The following is a 16,684-nucleotide window of genomic DNA, read 5'->3' on the forward strand; positions in this document are numbered from 1 at the left end:
ATAATGAATAAATTGGTGGCTTGTTTAAAGTATGACTGTGAAATTTCCCTAATAAAAATAGGGCACTGTGAAGTGAGACGCGTATAATACCCATTGCATAAAATGAATAGGAAAGCAGTGTGGATAAAAGCAGTGAAAAACGCCTTAACAAATATATTAGTGACTCTGGTTTTTGCTCGCGACGCGAAGCAGATAAATTAATAGAGCAAAATCGCGTTAAAATTAATGGTGTTGTACCCGAGTTAGGAACAAAAGTGCAACCGGGCGATAGCGTTGTTGTTGATGGAAAACGTATCAATGCGGTTGAACAAAATAAATCTGATCGTGTCTATATTGCCTACAACAAACCGATTGGTATTACCTGTACAACAGAAAGAAATGTGCATGGTAATATCATTGATGCTATCCGCCATAAAAAGCGTATTTTCCCTATCGGACGCCTCGATAAACCTTCAGAAGGGCTAATATTTTTAACCAGTGATGGTGATATCGTTAATAAAATATTACGCGCTGAAAATGCACACGATAAAGAATATTTAGTCACCGTTGATAAACCTCTCAGTGAACGCTTTGTGGATCGCATGCAACGTGGTGTGCCTATTTTAGATACAATAACGAAACCCTGTGTGGTGAAAGTACAAAGTCGTTTTGTATTTTCAATAATTTTGACCCAGGGGCTTAATCGTCAAATTAGGCGTATGTGTGAATTCTTAGGTTATGAAGTGACTAAGTTAAAACGTACACGCATTATGAATGTTACGCTTGATAAGTTAAAGCCAGGGCAATGGCGTAACTTAACCGTCCAAGAGATGGATGACATCAATAGTGCGGTTTCGGGATCTTCAAAAACAGCGGTAGATACGGCGCAACCTAAACAACAAAATGGCCAAGCAGCACAAGCACCTAAGAAACAACACTCAGCTAAACCTGCGACTAAAAAAATATTCGTCAATAATAAACATAAATCAACGCAAGATAAGCCTAAGAATGGAAAACGTACCTTAACGTTAAAACGTAAATGAGTTTAGGCGAGTTTGATGTCATTACACACTACTTTAAACTGCATGACTGCGGTGTGACAGATAGCGGCGTTGATATCGGCATTGGCGATGATTGCGCTATTCTTGATATTCCCGATGGTTGCCAGCTCGCTGTGACTACCGATACCTTAGTCGCTGGTGTTCACTTTTTTGAAGATGTCTGCCCGTATCGTCTGGGTTATAAATCTTTAGCGGTAAATTTAAGTGATTTAGCTGCCATGGGGGCGACACCTAAATGGGTTTCGCTAGCGATTACATTGCCTAATGTTGAAACCCATTGGTTAAGTGAATTTTCACGGGGATTTTTTGACCTTGCTAATAAGCAAGGCGTTCAACTCGTTGGCGGTGATACGACTAAGGGGCCGTTATCGATTACGGTGTCTGCGAAAGGGATCGTCAGTCGTAATAAAGCACTTAAACGCAACGGTGCCAAACAGGGCGATCTGATTTGTGTATCGGGTGATTTAGGAAACGGTGCACTAGGGCTCGCGCATAAACTGGAAAATAGGTCGTTAATTAACAGTCAATTTTTCGTTGATGCTTTAGAGTTAACTGAGCCTCGTAATGAACTCGGTATGTTATTAGTTAATCAGGCGTCAAGTTGCATCGATATTTCTGATGGTTTGCTACAAGACTTACAACATATCCTCGATGCCTCTAAATGCAGTGCACATATTAAGGCTGATGCCTTACCTTTTTCGAATGCAATGCAGCAAGAAATAGAGCAGGACAAGGTTACCCAAGAGCAAGCTTATCAATATGCACTGTCGGGAGGGGATGATTACGAGTTGTTATTTACGCTTAGTCCAGACGCCTATCAAGACTTATTAAAGCAAGATTTGATTGATAAAATCACCGTCATTGGTGATGTATTGGCAAACGAAGATGAAAAAATCAGGATCACTCAATCCAGTAAACCGCTCTCTCTTGCGCTTTCCGGTTGGGATCACTTTAAAAAATAAAACAATACAATCAGGTATTTTTTGTCATGAAACGTGAAGATTTAAAAGGCTTAAAACTAACTAACCCGATCCATTTAGCTGCCGTGGGATTTGGTAGTGGCTTACCAAATAAGGCGCCGGGTACTTTTGGTACATTAGCAGCTGTGCCACTGTATTATTTTCTTTCATTCTTATCGCTTGAAGTATATGTCACGGTATTGATCATCAGTAGCCTATTAGGCTTTTGGTTTTGTCATGTTGCCAGTCGCGATATGGGAGTACATGATCATAAAGCGATAGTATGGGATGAATTTGTTGGTTATTGGATCACCATGGTTTGCGTGCCATTTAGTTGGCAGTGGGCAATTGTTGGTTTTATATTGTTCCGTTTCTTTGATATTTTAAAACCGTGGCCAATAAGCTGGCTAGATAAAAAAATGCAAGGTGGTTTTGGTATTATGATCGACGATATTGTCGCAGGTGTTTTTGCCGCCATTGTTTTACAGGGACTTATTTATTTTTATGGGTAAGCGTATTTTGCTTCTATTGTTTTCTAAAGCTATCGTTTTATGCTTTGCTTTGAGTCTTTCAGGCTTGAATGCCGCGATTATAGACACAGAATTACATAACCAAAAAGTAGTGCAAATAGCCGTGACTGATATTCCCATTTCACTATCACCTTATGCAACGGATGCCTTACAAGATCAGTTTAGTCACCTATTTTTCGATCCGCTGGTACGCTGGGGGCAAGAGCGAAAACTAGAATATCGATTACTTGCTAAGTTGAAAACGATAAATAAAAATAAAACGCGTTTTTACCTTAAAAAGAACATCTATTTTCACTCTGGAAATGTGCTAACAAGTAAAGATGTACAGTGGTCATTTCAACAAGCGTTGAACAATAAATATTTACAAAGAAAGTTACAGCATAAAATAAAAATAACGCCGGTTAATCGTTACCAACTGGATATAGAAACTTCTTTAACACAGCCTCAATTGCTCGATTATTTAACACACCTATTTGTACTAGATAGTGCTTATTATCAAAAAAATAAAATAGAACATAATGTTGCGCAAAGTGCATTATCACCGCCAATAACAAGTTTACCTCTTTCAGGGACGGGTCCTTATCAGGTTGCTTCCTATTATTCGGGTGTTAATTTACGTGTGCAAGCCAATACACATTATTGGCAAAACCAGCCAATGTATAAAACTATTAACTTTGTAAAAATAAAATCCCCTGAATCGCGTTTATATGCTTTATTAGCCGATGACATTGATATTAGTGAAAGTGTATCTAGTAAAAATATTAATTCAGTTAATTTTTTAGAAGACAAAAATGTTTACCAAGCTCGTGGAGCGAATGCCCTATTTTTAACGGTTAATGAGTTGAATAACGATCTTTTTAATCGTCAAACTGCACGTAATGCGATTCATTTGGCTATCAATCAAAGTGGTATCTTAAAGCATATTCTATACGGTACGGGAGGAGTGTATGATAGGTTTAGGTTAGATACTTCACAAGGCGTCGCACCAGTATATGATGCAAAACGAGCAAAGTATTTATTAGGCAAAATTGGTGCGCCTAAAAAGATGTCATTATTAGTGAAAAGTGATCCGAATAGTTATACCGATGAAGTCGCTTTTGCTTTAATAAATATGTTTAAAAAAGTTGATATCCAACTAAAAGTAATAAAAGTAGAAACAGAAAAAGAGTGGAATCTATTCCAATTTAATCATGATTTTACGCTTTCTGTCTGGCAATCTGATCTTGTTGAAGAGGGCAATGTTTACCATGATATTTTTAGCAACAGCTTATTATCAGGGTACATAAACGCACATTTTAATAAGCAAAAGCGAAGCTTAACGATGAACGAAAAAATTATGCTATTCGAAGGTTACCAGCTGTCTGATTATATTATGCCACTCTTTTCAAGAAATAAGGTATGGGCAAACGATAAACAGTTTGATCTACAAACTGTTTTTTCAGTGAACGCGATTCCTTACTGGCATCTATTAACAGTTAATAAGAAAAGTACGCCTTAACTTGTTGCTCAATACCGTCACTATCAAGTTGTAGGAGATGATAGATTTCTGGTTGGGTCCCTTGCTCAACAAAGTTATCCGGTAACCCCAGGTTTAATACACTGCGATTAATTTTTTGAGACATAATAAATTCATTAACCGCAGAGCCAGCTCCACCAGCAATGCTATTTTCTTCGATAGTAACAAAGTCTTGGTGAGTATGTGCTAATTGCAAAAGTAATGTTTTATCCAAAGGCTTAACAAAACGCATATCGACCAGAGTCGCATTTAGTTTTTCTGCGACAGGGATTGCTTGTTGTAATAGTGTACCAAAACAAAGAATAGCTAGCTTTTCTCCCTCCCTAACTATTTTGGCTTTGCCAATTTCAAGCGCTTTCATTTGTTTATCTAATGCTACACCTGTACCTGTTCCTCGAGGATATCGGACTGCAGCAGGGGTGTTGAGCATGTGTCCGGTATAGAGCATATTACGGCACTCTTGCTCATCGGAAGGAGTCATTACGGTCATATTAGGGATGCAACGCAAAAAACTTAAATCATAGGCGCCTTGGTGCGTTGGCCCATCGGCCCCTACAATACCGGCGCGGTCGATAGCAAATAATACACCTTGGTTTTGTATTGCGACATCATGAATCAGTTGGTCATAGGCTCTCTGTAAAAAACTGGAATAGATTGCGACGACCGGATTTAAACCTGAGATAGACATTCCTGTTGCTAATGTAACTGCATGCTGCTCTGCAATCGCTACATCATAGTATTTATCTGGATGGCGTTTTGAAAATGAAACCATGCCTGAGCCTTCACGCATTGCTGGTGTAATGGCCGTTAACTTCTCATCACTATCGGCCATATCATTTAACCAATCACCAAAAATTTGTGAGAATGTCGGTGAGGTCGGCGCTGCTTTAGGAAGGTCTTGATCAGGCGTAAATTTAGGTACAGCATGGTAACCAATAGGATCAAGTTCAGCTTGTTTGTAACCTTTACCTTTTTTAGTCATTACATGTAAAAATTGTGGTCCACTATGACTACGCATATTGCGTAACGTATCGACTAAGTCGATGACATTGTGCCCATCCATCGGGCCGATATAGTTAAAGCCAAACTCTTCAAAAATAGTGGCAGGTGAGACCATACCCTTAAGGTGTTCTTCAGTACGTTTAGCAAACTCTTTAATAGGGGGCATAGTTGAGAGTACTTTTTTACTACCTTCGCGAAGTTGAGTATAAAGGTCACCGGATAAAATTTTAGCAAGGTGGTTATTAAGTGCTCCTACATTTTCAGAAATAGACATCTCATTGTCATTCAATACAACTAACATGTCATTATGAATGGCGCCCGCATGGTTCATCGCTTCAAAAGCCATACCGGCGGTGATCGCGCCATCACCAATAACAGCAACTACTTTTCTTCCTTGATCTTCTTTTTCAGCTGCAATAGCCATCCCTAGTGCGGCACCAATAGATGTCGAAGAGTGACCAACACTCAATACATCATATTCACTTTCTTCGCGCCATGGGAAAGGGTGTAAACCTTTAAAGGTACGAATGGTGTCCATTTTATCACGACGACCAGTGAGAATTTTATGCGGGTAGGCTTGATGGCCGACGTCAAAAATCAAATGGTCAAAGGGAGTATGGTACACATAGTGCAAGGCAACAGTTAACTCTACAACCCCAAGTCCTGATGCTAAGTGGCCACTTGTTTGGCTTACACTTGTTAATAGAAACTGGCGCAATTCGTTACAAAATTCGGGTAATTGTTCTTTTTTTAATAAGCGCAGATCTTCAGGATAATTGATATTGGTAAGTAACGGATAATTTTTAAGATCTAAAGGCATAATAGTTTGTCGCGCTTATCTGGGAAATGGGATTAACGATCTCGTTTAATTATATATAATGCAAACGATTCAAGTAACTGAGTATTATAAGGCAATTGTGTCAAAGCATGAAGCGCTTCTTCACAAAGCGATGTTGCTTTTGCGATCGCTTGCTCTAAACCAAGTAATGCAGGGTAGGTAGATTTCTGATGTGCTATGTCAGAACCTTGTGGTTTACCAAGTGTTTCAGTATCGCTGATGATGTCTAAAATATCGTCTTGTACTTGAAAGGCAAGTCCGATTGAAGAAGAAAATTGTTGTAATAACAGCAAGTGTTGTGGCGGTAATTGCTCATTACTGAGTGCACCTAGTGTCACAGCAGCTTCAATTAATGCGCCCGTTTTTGCTGCGTGAATTTTCTCTAAACTGCTCAAACCAACTTGTTTGTTTTCAGCTTCTAAATCTAATGATTGCCCTCCACACATTCCAGCTTCACCGGATGCTTTAGCTAATATATTGACCATTTTTAACTGTGTATTAGCACTAAGCCCATCAATCGGTTGCGATATAATCTCAAAGGCAAGGGTTTGCAGGGCATCGCCCGCTAAGATAGCTGCCGCTTCATCAAATTGAATATGGCAAGTTTTTTGACCTCTGCGCAATGCATCATCATCCATTGCAGGTAAGTCATCGTGAATTAAAGAGTAAGCATGTACGGATTCAATCGCACAGGCGAGTGGATCGAGTGTTAATTTACTTGAGCCTAACATCTCGCCAACCGCGTAAACAAGAAAAGGGCGAATACGTTTACCCCCTAAGAGAGCACCATAAGCCATCGCTTCATTCAATTTAGAAGAAGTTGGGTTTTCTACTTTAATATATTGGCTAAGATTATTATTAACACGTTGCTGATAATAGGTAATTGTCTCTAAAAGTGGTGTCATGATAATATTTATTCACTAAATTCTTGGAGAGAAGACTGAGTATCATTTTGCATCAGAATAGATACTTGCTGTTGTGCTTTTTGTAACTTTTGACTATTACTTCTTGCTAGCGAAATACCACGTTCAAACTGTTTGAGTGCGTCCTCTAAAGGTAAATCACCAGCTTCAAGATGATTAACGATCGATTCTAATTCATTAATCGCCTCTTCATATTGCATGTTTTCAGGTTTTTTTAACGCCATATTTTCAATCTCTAAAATTTTTTTCAAGGGTACCCTGCACAGGCAATAAGTCAAATAGCAAAGGATAAATTATTTATAAACAGTGACATTGTTATGGAAACTTTTGTTTATCGCTAATGAATAACTGCAAAGTGTCGATATAAAGCTATAATCTCAATTATCAGTTTAACTCGTTTTAATTAAAGGAATATTTTGTGGATTTAGCTACTCTGATCGGAATTGTAGGTGCATTTGGCTTTGTTATTATGGCGATGTTACTTGGTGGCACCATTGAAATGTTTATCGATGTCGTCTCGATATTGATTGTATTTGGTGGTACCGCATTTGTGGTTATGATGAAATACAATATGGGGCAGTTTATTGGTGCGATTAAAATAGCAATGAAAGCCTTTATGTTTAAAACAGATTCACCAGAAGAGTTGATCAGTAAATCTGTTGAGATGGCGGATGCCGCCCGTAAAGGTGGCTTTTTAGCCTTAGAAGAGGCTGAAATTAGTAACGCATTCATGCAAAAAGGCGTCGATATGCTCGTTGATGGCCATGATGCAGATGTTGTACGCGCAACACTTGAAAATGATATCCGCTTAACTGCTGGGCGCCATGAAAGGGGGGCTGATATTTTTAAACAAATTGGTGATGTCGCCCCTGCAATGGGAATGATTGGTACGCTTGTTGGGTTAGTTGCCATGTTATCTAATATGGATGACCCAAAGTCAATTGGTCCTGCAATGGCTGTTGCTTTATTAACAACGCTTTACGGTGCGATTATCGCCAATATGATGGCATTACCTGTTTCAGACAAACTTAAATTGCGTGCAGAAGAAGAAAAACTAAACCGTAGTTTGATTTTAGATGCGGTTCTAGGTATCCAGGATGGACAAAATCCTCGTGTGATAGAAGGGGTTCTTCGAAATTACTTACCTGAGTCTAAACGTGGTAGTGGTGAGGCTGGCGAAGGCGGTGAAGAATAATGGCTGAAGAAGAGTGTAAGTGTCCACCCGAAGGACTCCCTGCTTGGATGGGAACCTTTGCCGACTTAATGTCACTGTTAATGTGTTTCTTTGTATTGTTATTATCATTTTCTGAAATGGATGTATTAAAATTTAAGCAGATTGCGGGCTCGATGAAATATGCCTTTGGTGTGCAATCAATGCTTGAAGTTAAAGATATTCCCAAAGGAACCTCTGTTATTGCGCAAGAATTTACGCCGGGAAAACCGGATCCGACCCCCATTGAAGTGATCATGCAACAAACAATTGAGATGACAAAAGCTAAATTAGATTTTCAAGAGGGGGAATCTAGTCGAGTGGGTGGTCAAGAGAACGTTAAAGTTAGGAAAGTGGCATCTCCACAAGAAATTGAAGAGCAGTCTGAAAGTCAGGCGCAATCAGAAACAGATTCGGAAGGGCAAAAAGAGGAAGCGCCAACACAAGAACAACAAAGTGAATCTAAAGAATCTCAACTTGAAGAATTTAACCCTGCACCGGGTGTTTCTGCGCAACACGGGTTAGCAAAAAAAGTAGCTAAAGAGTTACGTGAAGAAATTGAAGATGGTGCCATTGAGATAGAAGCGTTAGGGCAACAGTTGATTATTCGAGTACGAGAAAAGGGCGCATTTCCATCTGGATCAGCATTTTTACAGCCTAGGTTTAGACCAGTAATACGCAAAGTAGCTGAAATATTGGTAGATGTCCCAGGTGTGATCACAATTTCAGGGCACACAGATAATGAGCAAGTTCAATCTGAGCTTTATCGTTCAAATTGGGATCTTTCGGCACAAAGAGCCGTATCAGTTGCCCATGAAATGCTCAATGTACGTGCAATTCGTGGCAAAAAATTGGTTGTTGTCGGATACGCAAATAGTAAGCCACTGACCGAAAATGCGAATGCCAGCGAAAAGCGAAGAAATCGCCGTGTTGAAATTATGATCATGCAAGGTCAAGCTTCAGAAAGTGAAGAGATAGGGGTCTCTGAAAATTAATAGAGGACAAGGAATGTTTTAATAAGCCTTAATTAAGGCCACAGATGTTGTTTCTAATATGAGTAAGTTTATGATAAATCTTGAAGTATGTATTGATAATATTGAATCCCTTTTTACAGCCCAACAGGCTGGTGCAGATCGTATTGAATTATGTGGTGCATTGGCATTAGGGGGATTAAGTCCAAGTTCAGGGTTAATCACCCAAGTAATGAAACATGCTTCAGTTCCAGTTAACGTCATGGTACGTCCAAGAGATGGAGATTTTTTATATTCAAGTCATGAAGTAGAGATGATGTTGCATGAGATCCACACTGCCAAAAAATATGGAATGCATGGTGTTGTTTTTGGTGCTCTGGATAAGCAAGCGAAAATTGATGTAGATATATTGAAGAGTTTAATGCGCGCAGCTGAAGGTTTATCGGTCACTTTTCATCGTGCCATAGACTGTTGCGAAGATGCTCATTTAGCGATTGATACACTTTTATCTGTAGGTTGTGATCGCGTATTGACCTCAGGACTTGCAAGTAATGCTGAACTTGGTGCTGACTGCCTTAAAAGCATGGTTTCGCAAAGCCAAGGACGTTTAATTATCATGGCAGGTGCTGGGATCAATGCAAACAATGTCGCGGGTATAATTAAAGATACTGGCGTGAGTGAAGTACACCTTTCAGGAAAAGTAAGCCGGGCTAGCCAGATGGAAAATATATTAAATTGTGGTTATCTTCCTGAATTTATGAAAATTAGCGTAACTTCTGCCGATAAAATAAGTACAGTAAAACAAGCGATTCAAGGTTTTTAATGGCTTAGTAAGTCACAAAAAAGTATAATCTTCCGCGCATACGCCCCGTAACCCAAAAGTGAATATGAAAATACCTAAAAGAATACAACCTCTCGTTGATGATGGCCTCGTTGACAAAGTATTACGTCAGTTGATGAGCGGTAAAGAAGCCACTGTTTTTGTCGTTCAATGTGGTGATGAAATTCGTTGTGCAAAAGTTTATAAAGAAGCCAGTAAGCGAAGCTTTAAACAAGCTGTCTTATATAACGAAGGACGTAAAGTGCGTAATGGGCGACGTGCGCGAGCAATGGAAAAAGGCTCTAAATTTGGTAGGCAACAACAAGAAGAGGTCTGGCAAAATGCAGAAGTAGATGCATTGTATAAACTTGCAGATGCAGGGGTTCGCGTTCCTCAACCCTTTGGATGTTTCGAAGGTGTTCTATTAATGGAATTGATCACCGATGAAGAAGGCTTTGCCGCGCCACGTTTAAATGATGTCTCAATGTCTGAAGAGCAGGCTATTGAGGATCATCGAGATATTATGCAACATATCGTTCGTATGCTATCTGTAGGTATTGTACATGGCGATCTTTCTGAGTTTAATGTTTTAGTTGATGAATGGGGCCCCGTTATTATTGATCTTCCGCAAGCCGTTGACGCTGCTGCTAATAATAACGCTAAAAGCATGTTACTTAGAGATGTTAATAACATGACGACATATTTCTCACAATTTGCACCGGAGTTATCTAAAACCCAATACGGTAAAGAGATATGGTCACTATATGAAGCAGGAGAGTTATCCGGTGATAGCCAGCTAAGTGGTAAATTTGTTGAGCAAAAAACAACCACTGATGTTAATAATATTATTGATGAAATTGAAGCTGCACGAAATGAACATGAAGAAAATCAACAAAGAATTGCAACATATGAGGTGTCCTAAACACCTAGGTAAAAGTGCCTTGACCTAGTCAATGCCTGCAAATTGCGAACAAACTGTTGTAAAAATAAACTCGAAAGTTCAACAGGCCCTCGTTAATTTAAATCGCTCACAGGGAGTGGCAAAGTGAAGATAAATAAAAATGTACTGTATGCGTTCGGATTAGTTGCTATCGCTATTCTTTTATCGTTTCACTTATTGAAACCCTCCCAGAACATGACAACTAAAGCATTAGATGTCACGCAAAAAATACAACAGGAACAGAAAAATAATCCTTTAAATAAACGAAAAAAGTTGTCTGTATTAACTTGGTCAGGTGCGCAGACCTTCTTACCTCGCTCAGGGCACCCACAGGATCTTGAATTAACTTACCTTAAAGAGTTTGCAGAGAAACATGACCTTGAGTTTATTAACATTAAAGTGGATAAATTTTCAGAATTGATCCCTAAATTACTTGCTGGTGAAGGCGATATTATCTCCGCCAATTTAACTGTTACAAGTGGGCGGAAAAAACAAGTTGCATTTAGCGATCCTTTTCTTGAAACCAACGAATATATTTTAGTCGGAAAAAATAGCCCTCCTTTAAAAGATGCTTCATCCTTGAATGGCAGAGAAATAGTACTTCAAAAAGGTAAAAGTTATGAGGTGACTGCTAAAGGGTTACAAAAAGCTTATCCGAAACTAAAACTACGATATATCGCCAATAACATTCGCAATGAACAAATCTATGACCGCTTAGCCAGTGGTGAATATGACTTAACAATTCAGGATAACAACTTAATCCAATCAGCCTTAGGCTACCGTGATGATATAAAGAAAAGTTTACAGGCAAGTGCCAAACACGATATTGCTTGGGCAATCGCACCTGACAATACAGAACTACGCAAACAGTTAAACCGTTTTTTAAAAGAGCAGACATTAACGGTTAAAGGTAAAAGCTCGATTAAAACCCAGTGGCAACAGATACAAGAAAGCAAAACGGTACGCTTTGTATTGCGAAATAATTTATCTTCTTATTATATTTGGCGTGGTGAACTACTCGGCTTTCATTATGAATTAGCAAAACGTTTTGCTAAAGAGCATAAATTACGTTTTGAAATAATTGTCGCTCCAGATAATGTTTCATTGATAGATTATGTCATTGAAGACAAAGCAGATATTGCGCTTGGGTTTATAACGCCTACGGAGCAACGAAAAGCAAAAGGCATTAGTTTTTCAAGGCCCTATCACTATGCTTCAGAGTTGTTAATTGCACATCAGAGTGCTCCTGAGATAGAAGATATTAGTGAGTTAGGTAAATCTAAAATTCATGTAAGACGATCAAGTTCCTATTGGCAAACTGCTTTAGCACTTCAATTAAAAAACGCCAACATTGAGTTAACGGCTGTGCCTGAAGATCAAGAAACTGAATCAATAATTAATAATGTAGGTAACAAAAATTATCAACATACAATTGCTGATAGTCATATTGTTGATCTTGAAATGACCTATCGCGATGATATTCAATCTTTAATGGCTATAGGAGAGCCTAAAGCGCAAAGTTGGGTAATAAAATCAGGTAATAAAGTACTGCTTTCAAAAACTAACCAGTTTATTAAAAAACATTATAAAGGGGTTTTTTATAATGTTATTTACAACAAATATTTTAAAAATCCCAAGCGTTTAGAAAAGCATTATATCGATTATGCAAAAATGAAAGAAACGGGAATTTTATCCCCCTTTGATGAAATAATTAAACCTTACGCAAAAGAGTATGACTTTGATTGGCGTTTATTAGTTGCACAGATGCATCAGGAGAGTCGATTTAATCCTAAAGCGACCTCAATCGCTGGTGCTAAAGGGCTATTTCAAGTAATGCCTCGCACTGCAAAAGAATTAGGCATAAAGAATGTTCATATCCCGGAAGAGGGGATCAAAGCTGGCGTGCTATATATGGATTGGGTTAGAGAGCGTATGCAGATTGATGATGTGCAACCAGATCAGCTTATTTGGTTCACACTTGCCTCTTACAATGCAGGAGCGGGTCATGTCCGTGATGCGATGCGACTTGCTAGGCAAAAAGGGTTACGTGATGATATTTGGTTTGATAATGTTGAAAAAGCGATGCTACTGTTGTCGCAACCCAAATATGCAGCTAAAGCACGATATGGCTATGTCCGTGGTCAGGAGCCTGTTACTTACATACGTGAAATAAAGCGACGCTTCGATACTTATCAGAATATATTTAAAGACTAGGCCCAGCGATAATTGGGGGTATTTATGCAGTAAATCCCCCTTCGATTTCAACAACAGAGGCTTCAGTTTCATTAAATTATCTTAGGGTGACCAAAGCACCTTATTTCGACGTTATTGCTCAAAGTGCCATAAATTGGTCAAAATTAAGCGACGAGATAATACCAATCTGCATAATTATCAGATCTAACTTGTGGGTCAAAAGAAATAGATAACTGCGTTGCATTCAATCGCAACAGTCCCTAGCTATTAGTCAATCATGTTCCTTGCTCTCTATCATTTTTCCTCAACAAGCGCTGAACACAATATTATGCGGAATGATATAAGTTACTTTAAGCAGTAAAGTCGATCAGCTAGTTATTCTCTTTACTATAATCTCACCACGTTTATCAAGAACAATAATACCAATTCCGCTAATAGAGTGAACAATTATTACGCAGGAAAAAGGAGTTAGTTCAAGGAAAAAATTGATGAAAATGGTTGTTCCCTTTACGAAATTTTTAACGCTGAAATAGCTTCTTTTAACCAATAAGATTGATCAGTTATTTAGTGGATTTACTATAAGGTTAAATAAAAAAAACTAGACGGCACTATACATGTTGTGAAGAAGGCATTAACATTCACTGCTATCTATATCGACAATTGGTTTTAATGTTTCAACAGGGTTTGCAACATTAGGGGTATAATAATAAAGATAGCATGCTTGTTGATTTAGGTTAAAGCCATTAGGGTAAATTACAAATCCGCGCCCACCATTGATATTACTAAGTCCACGACTGGTGAACCAACCAGATCCTTTGTGTCTTACGCACCAAGTAGTTTCAGCATCACAAAGGTTTTGGTTTGAAAAAGTAATATCTGATATATCAACTAAATAGATAAAGGTATTTGACCAACGTCCATCTGGGTAGGTACCTCGTATGCGAATTTGTTGGCCATTTTTGAGTGTATATCGATTCCCATTTCCGTTTAAATCATCGGGGTTAAGTTTCACTTCAAAAAAGGTGATATCACGTGCAGTTCTTATTGCGCCTTGCATCCCCTTCATGGTGGCTAAATTGGCATCATCAGCGAGGTTGATAAATTTTGGAATAGCGACCGCTGCGAGTATAGCGATTGCTATAATTACAACGATAAGCTCTACTAACGTGAAACCTTGGTATTTTTGCATTTAACTCTCTTTAATCTTTAATCTTTAATCATTAATCACTTTTTTAAGGAGCATAATTAATGCCAGTACGGGTATTCCTATTAGTGCGGAGCCGATAAAAAAATTAACATAACCAAAACTATCTACGTAAACACCTGAAAAGCCGGCGATAAATTTAGGAAAGAGAAGCATCATGGAGCTAAAAAGAGCGTATTGTGTCGCTGAGAACTCTATATTAGTGAGCTTTGATATATAGGTAATAAACGCAGTGGTCGCAATACCTGCGCTGATATTATCCATGGAAATGATCACTGTAAGTAGCACCAGATCTTTACCTATAAATGCAAGAACTGCAAATATTAGGTTAGTCACGACGACTAAAAAAGCTCCCAAAAATAAAATAGAATAGGTACTATAGCGTGTTAATAATATGCCTCCTAAACCAGCCCCAAGCAAAGTCATTGCGACACCAAAGACTTTTGAAATAGCCGCCACTTCACCTTTGGTATAACCCATATCTACATAAAATGGGTTAGCCATGATACCCATGACAATATCAGAGATACGATATGTGCCTATTAATAATAAAATCAATAATGCATGTTTACCGTAACGCCCAAAAAAGTCACGAAATGGTGCAATGATGGCAATATCTAACCAAGCTAGAAATCGTGCTAAAGGAGCAGGTAGGTGTTGGTGTTTAAGTGTACTTTCAACTTGTCGGAGCTTTTCATTCTGTTTGTTTTGATAATCTGGCTCATGACACACAAAAGTAGTGATGATACCCACTCCCATACACGCAGCCATTACAAAATAAGATATGGACCATGCACTGAGCTGATAAGCATCATTTGGGCTTGCCCAAGCCGCAATGGCTAACGAGCCTGCACCAGCCATGATCATTGCTAAGCGGTATCCTGTCATATAGGCAGCCGCCATTGCTGCTTGAAATCTTTCTGGCGCAGACTCAATACGGTAAGCATCGATGACAATATCTTGTGTTGCAGAACTGTAAGCAACAATTAAGGCAAAAATAGCAAAAAGAGAAAGATTCACTTGTGGATCGCTCATTGCCATGCCGATTAATGATAAAACGATCGCTAATTGTGAAAGCAACAACCAACTCCGCCGACGACCAAGCCAATTTGTTAAAAGGGGAATTGATAACCGGTCAACAAAAGGTGACCAAGCCCATTTAAATGCATAGGCAAGCGCAATCCAACTAAAAAATCCGATACTGGCACGACTGACACCTGCTTCTCGTAACCAGAATGACAGGGTAGAAAAAACCAATAAAATGGGTAATCCGGCTGAAAAGCCGAGAAAGAAAAGGACTGCGACTCTTTTTTCTAGGTAAATTTTACAACTTTCTAGCCAAGTTTGAGTTGGTTGCATAGGTTTCTATATTCTATTCAGGAGGAAATAACATAAAACGAAACGGTTATTAAAATTAGTGTTTAAACTGATGACCCACTAATTCGAAGCGCCAGCCGGTTAATAATTTGGGTTTTTCTGCATGTTGCCTCTGTTCATCATTGAGTTTCCACAGCCAACTTAAATACTCATTAATAACGCGTTTAGATGCAATTAGCTCAACCGGTAAAGCATGTTGGTCAGCAGACTTTTGAATCACATCACGCATCGATTTTAAAGTCTTTTTATAAGCAGGGAAGTCCACTAATCGCGATACGAGAGGTGGGTATGTTTTCGGATCTTGGTCGTTTACAGAATCGATAATCGCTAAAATTGCTTTACCATGTATGCGGATTTCATTGGGCCCTAAATTTAAACGGCGTAAATCTTCAATACTCGATGGGCGATAATGTGCTAATAGCCACAAGTGGTCAGCTTTAACGACAAAGTTAAGGGCAAGATCACGTGATTGCGCTGTTTGTAATCGCCATTTTGCGAGCTTTTGAATAGTAGCAATGCCTTGCCTATCAAGTTTGAAAAGGTTATTTAATGACTTATAAGCTTTTTCAGGATCTTGTTTTTTCATTTTAAGATCTAAAGTTGTTTGGCACTCTTCTTGGAAGAAACGATACATCTTTTTCTCAATGAGTTGTTCCTTAAGTTTGGCTAAACAAGGTGTTAAGTGTAAGACGTCTGCTGCCGCATAGTTTACTTGTTTTTCACTTAAAGGGCGCTTACACCAGTCAGTGCGAGACTCTCCTTTGTCTACAACTATACCTTCGAGTATTTCTACCATTTTTGCGTAACCCAGAGAAGCACCTAAATTTAAAAATGCACAGGCGATTTGTGTATCAAAAAGAGTGAAGTTTAGATCACCTTTATGCTGACGTATTATCTCTAAGTCTTCACTACTTGCATGAAGTATGCATTGTTTGTTGTCTAATGCTTGCCAAAAAGCGGTTAAATCGGGTACTGCAATAGGATCAATTAATGTGATTCGACCATTTTGTGAGAGTTGAAGTAACCCTAGTCTTGCAACATAAGTACGTGTTCGTACAAATTCAGTATCTAAACAGATAGGTGTTTCATCGAGAGAAGCAAGAAAAGCATCGAGTTGTGCTTGTGTTGTGACCATTTCAAATTGCATTGTTGCTCCAAGGG

General features: G+C 38.8%; 15 protein-coding genes. 9 read left to right on the forward strand and 6 right to left on the reverse strand.

Annotated features, from left to right (window positions below):
* Positions 1-119 precede the first annotated feature (119 nt).
* Genes rluF through CW745_RS02455 form a run of 4 tightly spaced genes read left to right on the forward strand, consistent with a single transcriptional unit; the run spans position 120 to position 4,027 of the window.
* A complete protein-coding gene (gene rluF / locus CW745_RS02440) occupies positions 120-1,022 on the forward strand; it encodes a 23S rRNA pseudouridine(2604) synthase RluF (RefSeq protein ID WP_101106915.1) in 903 nt (300 codons plus the stop codon).
* A complete protein-coding gene (gene thiL / locus CW745_RS02445; protein ID WP_101106917.1) occupies positions 1,019-2,002 on the forward strand; it encodes a thiamine-phosphate kinase in 984 nt (327 codons plus the stop codon). The genes rluF and thiL overlap by 4 nt, the downstream gene beginning before the upstream one ends.
* Positions 2,003-2,028: 26 nt before the next feature.
* Positions 2,029-2,511 carry a phosphatidylglycerophosphatase A gene (locus CW745_RS02450; RefSeq protein WP_101106919.1) on the forward strand — a complete coding sequence of 161 codons (483 nt, stop codon included), beginning with the start codon at positions 2,029-2,031 and terminating at the stop codon, positions 2,509-2,511.
* Positions 2,504-4,027, forward strand: a complete 1,524-nt coding sequence (locus tag CW745_RS02455; RefSeq protein ID WP_101106921.1) for an ABC transporter substrate-binding protein — start codon at positions 2,504-2,506, stop codon at positions 4,025-4,027. Before CW745_RS02450 ends, CW745_RS02455 begins: the two co-directional genes overlap by 8 nt.
* Here the strand turns inward: CW745_RS02455 and dxs are convergent.
* From dxs to xseB, 3 genes are read right to left on the reverse strand one after another with little or no spacing between them, the layout of a single operon-like run.
* A complete protein-coding gene (gene dxs, locus CW745_RS02460; RefSeq protein ID WP_101106923.1) occupies positions 4,005-5,867 on the reverse strand; it encodes a 1-deoxy-D-xylulose-5-phosphate synthase in 1,863 nt (620 codons plus the stop codon). The genes CW745_RS02455 and dxs overlap by 23 nt on opposite strands.
* Before the next feature lie 32 nt (positions 5,868-5,899).
* Entirely contained in the window at positions 5,900-6,790 is an 891-nt protein-coding gene (gene ispA, locus CW745_RS02465; RefSeq protein ID WP_101106925.1) for a (2E,6E)-farnesyl diphosphate synthase, read from the reverse strand.
* Positions 6,791-6,798: 8 nt separating this feature from the next.
* Positions 6,799-7,032, reverse strand: coding sequence for an exodeoxyribonuclease VII small subunit (gene xseB / locus CW745_RS02470; RefSeq protein WP_101107078.1), 234 nt, complete (start codon positions 7,030-7,032; stop codon positions 6,799-6,801).
* Positions 7,033-7,226: 194 nt separating this feature from the next.
* Here xseB and pomA point away from each other — a divergent pair, with 194 nt between their 5' ends.
* The 5 genes from pomA (at position 7,227) to CW745_RS02495 (ending at position 12,963) form a co-directional block, all read left to right on the forward strand.
* Positions 7,227-8,003 carry a flagellar motor protein PomA gene (pomA, locus tag CW745_RS02475; RefSeq protein ID WP_101106927.1) on the forward strand — a complete coding sequence of 259 codons (777 nt, stop codon included), beginning with the start codon at positions 7,227-7,229 and terminating at the stop codon, positions 8,001-8,003.
* Positions 8,003-9,013, forward strand: coding sequence for a flagellar motor protein MotB (locus CW745_RS02480; RefSeq protein WP_193755519.1), 1,011 nt, complete (start codon positions 8,003-8,005; stop codon positions 9,011-9,013). Before pomA ends, CW745_RS02480 begins: the two co-directional genes overlap by 1 nt.
* Positions 9,014-9,083: 70 nt before the next feature.
* Positions 9,084-9,812: a copper homeostasis protein CutC gene (locus CW745_RS02485; RefSeq protein WP_101106930.1), complete on the forward strand. Its 729-nt coding sequence runs from the start codon at positions 9,084-9,086 to the stop codon at positions 9,810-9,812.
* A 64-nt stretch (positions 9,813-9,876) separates the two neighbouring features.
* Complete coding sequence (locus CW745_RS02490) at positions 9,877-10,731, forward strand: PA4780 family RIO1-like protein kinase (protein WP_101106932.1); 855 nt, start codon at positions 9,877-9,879, stop codon at positions 10,729-10,731.
* A 123-nt stretch (positions 10,732-10,854) separates the two neighbouring features.
* The gene (locus CW745_RS02495) at positions 10,855-12,963 is read left to right on the forward strand and encodes a transporter substrate-binding domain-containing protein (RefSeq protein WP_238596657.1); all 2,109 of its coding nucleotides are present in this window, start codon (positions 10,855-10,857) and stop codon (positions 12,961-12,963) included.
* 610 nt (positions 12,964-13,573) lie between these two features.
* Here CW745_RS02495 and CW745_RS02500 read toward each other — a convergent pair.
* From CW745_RS02500 to rnd, 3 genes are read right to left on the reverse strand one after another with little or no spacing between them, the layout of a single operon-like run.
* Positions 13,574-14,131 carry a prepilin-type N-terminal cleavage/methylation domain-containing protein gene (locus tag CW745_RS02500; protein WP_101106933.1) on the reverse strand — a complete coding sequence of 186 codons (558 nt, stop codon included), beginning with the start codon at positions 14,129-14,131 and terminating at the stop codon, positions 13,574-13,576.
* Between the two features lie 24 nt (positions 14,132-14,155).
* On the reverse strand, positions 14,156-15,505 hold the full coding sequence (locus CW745_RS02505) for an MFS transporter (RefSeq protein WP_101106934.1): 1,350 nt from the start codon (positions 15,503-15,505) through the stop codon (positions 14,156-14,158).
* Between the two features lie 55 nt (positions 15,506-15,560).
* Positions 15,561-16,670 carry a ribonuclease D gene (gene rnd / locus CW745_RS02510; protein WP_101106935.1) on the reverse strand — a complete coding sequence of 370 codons (1,110 nt, stop codon included), beginning with the start codon at positions 16,668-16,670 and terminating at the stop codon, positions 15,561-15,563.
* Between the last annotated feature and the right edge of the window lie 14 nt (positions 16,671-16,684).

Source organism: Psychromonas sp. psych-6C06 (genome assembly GCF_002835465.1).
Taxonomy (GTDB): domain Bacteria; phylum Pseudomonadota; class Gammaproteobacteria; order Enterobacterales; family Psychromonadaceae; genus Psychromonas.

What these genes read in the sequence shown, in the direction of transcription:
- CW745_RS02490 (WP_101106932.1), top strand. Translation starts at nt 9,877, where the DNA reads ATGAAAATACCTAAAAGAATACAACCTCTCGTTGATGATGGCCTCGTT.
- CW745_RS02450 (WP_101106919.1), top strand. Translation starts at nt 2,029, where the DNA reads ATGAAACGTGAAGATTTAAAAGGCTTAAAACTAACTAACCCGATCCAT.
- CW745_RS02500 (WP_101106933.1), bottom strand. Translation starts at nt 14,131, where the DNA reads ATGCAAAAATACCAAGGTTTCACGTTAGTAGAGCTTATCGTTGTAATT.
- dxs (WP_101106923.1), bottom strand. Translation starts at nt 5,867, where the DNA reads ATGCCTTTAGATCTTAAAAATTATCCGTTACTTACCAATATCAATTAT.
- CW745_RS02455 (WP_101106921.1), top strand. Translation starts at nt 2,504, where the DNA reads ATGGGTAAGCGTATTTTGCTTCTATTGTTTTCTAAAGCTATCGTTTTA.
- CW745_RS02505 (WP_101106934.1), bottom strand. Translation starts at nt 15,505, where the DNA reads ATGCAACCAACTCAAACTTGGCTAGAAAGTTGTAAAATTTACCTAGAA.
- CW745_RS02480 (WP_193755519.1), top strand. Translation starts at nt 8,003, where the DNA reads ATGGCTGAAGAAGAGTGTAAGTGTCCACCCGAAGGACTCCCTGCTTGG.
- rnd (WP_101106935.1), bottom strand. Translation starts at nt 16,670, where the DNA reads ATGCAATTTGAAATGGTCACAACACAAGCACAACTCGATGCTTTTCTT.
- xseB (WP_101107078.1), bottom strand. Translation starts at nt 7,032, where the DNA reads ATGGCGTTAAAAAAACCTGAAAACATGCAATATGAAGAGGCGATTAAT.
- thiL (WP_101106917.1), top strand. Translation starts at nt 1,019, where the DNA reads ATGAGTTTAGGCGAGTTTGATGTCATTACACACTACTTTAAACTGCAT.
- CW745_RS02485 (WP_101106930.1), top strand. Translation starts at nt 9,084, where the DNA reads ATGATAAATCTTGAAGTATGTATTGATAATATTGAATCCCTTTTTACA.
- ispA (WP_101106925.1), bottom strand. Translation starts at nt 6,790, where the DNA reads ATGACACCACTTTTAGAGACAATTACCTATTATCAGCAACGTGTTAAT.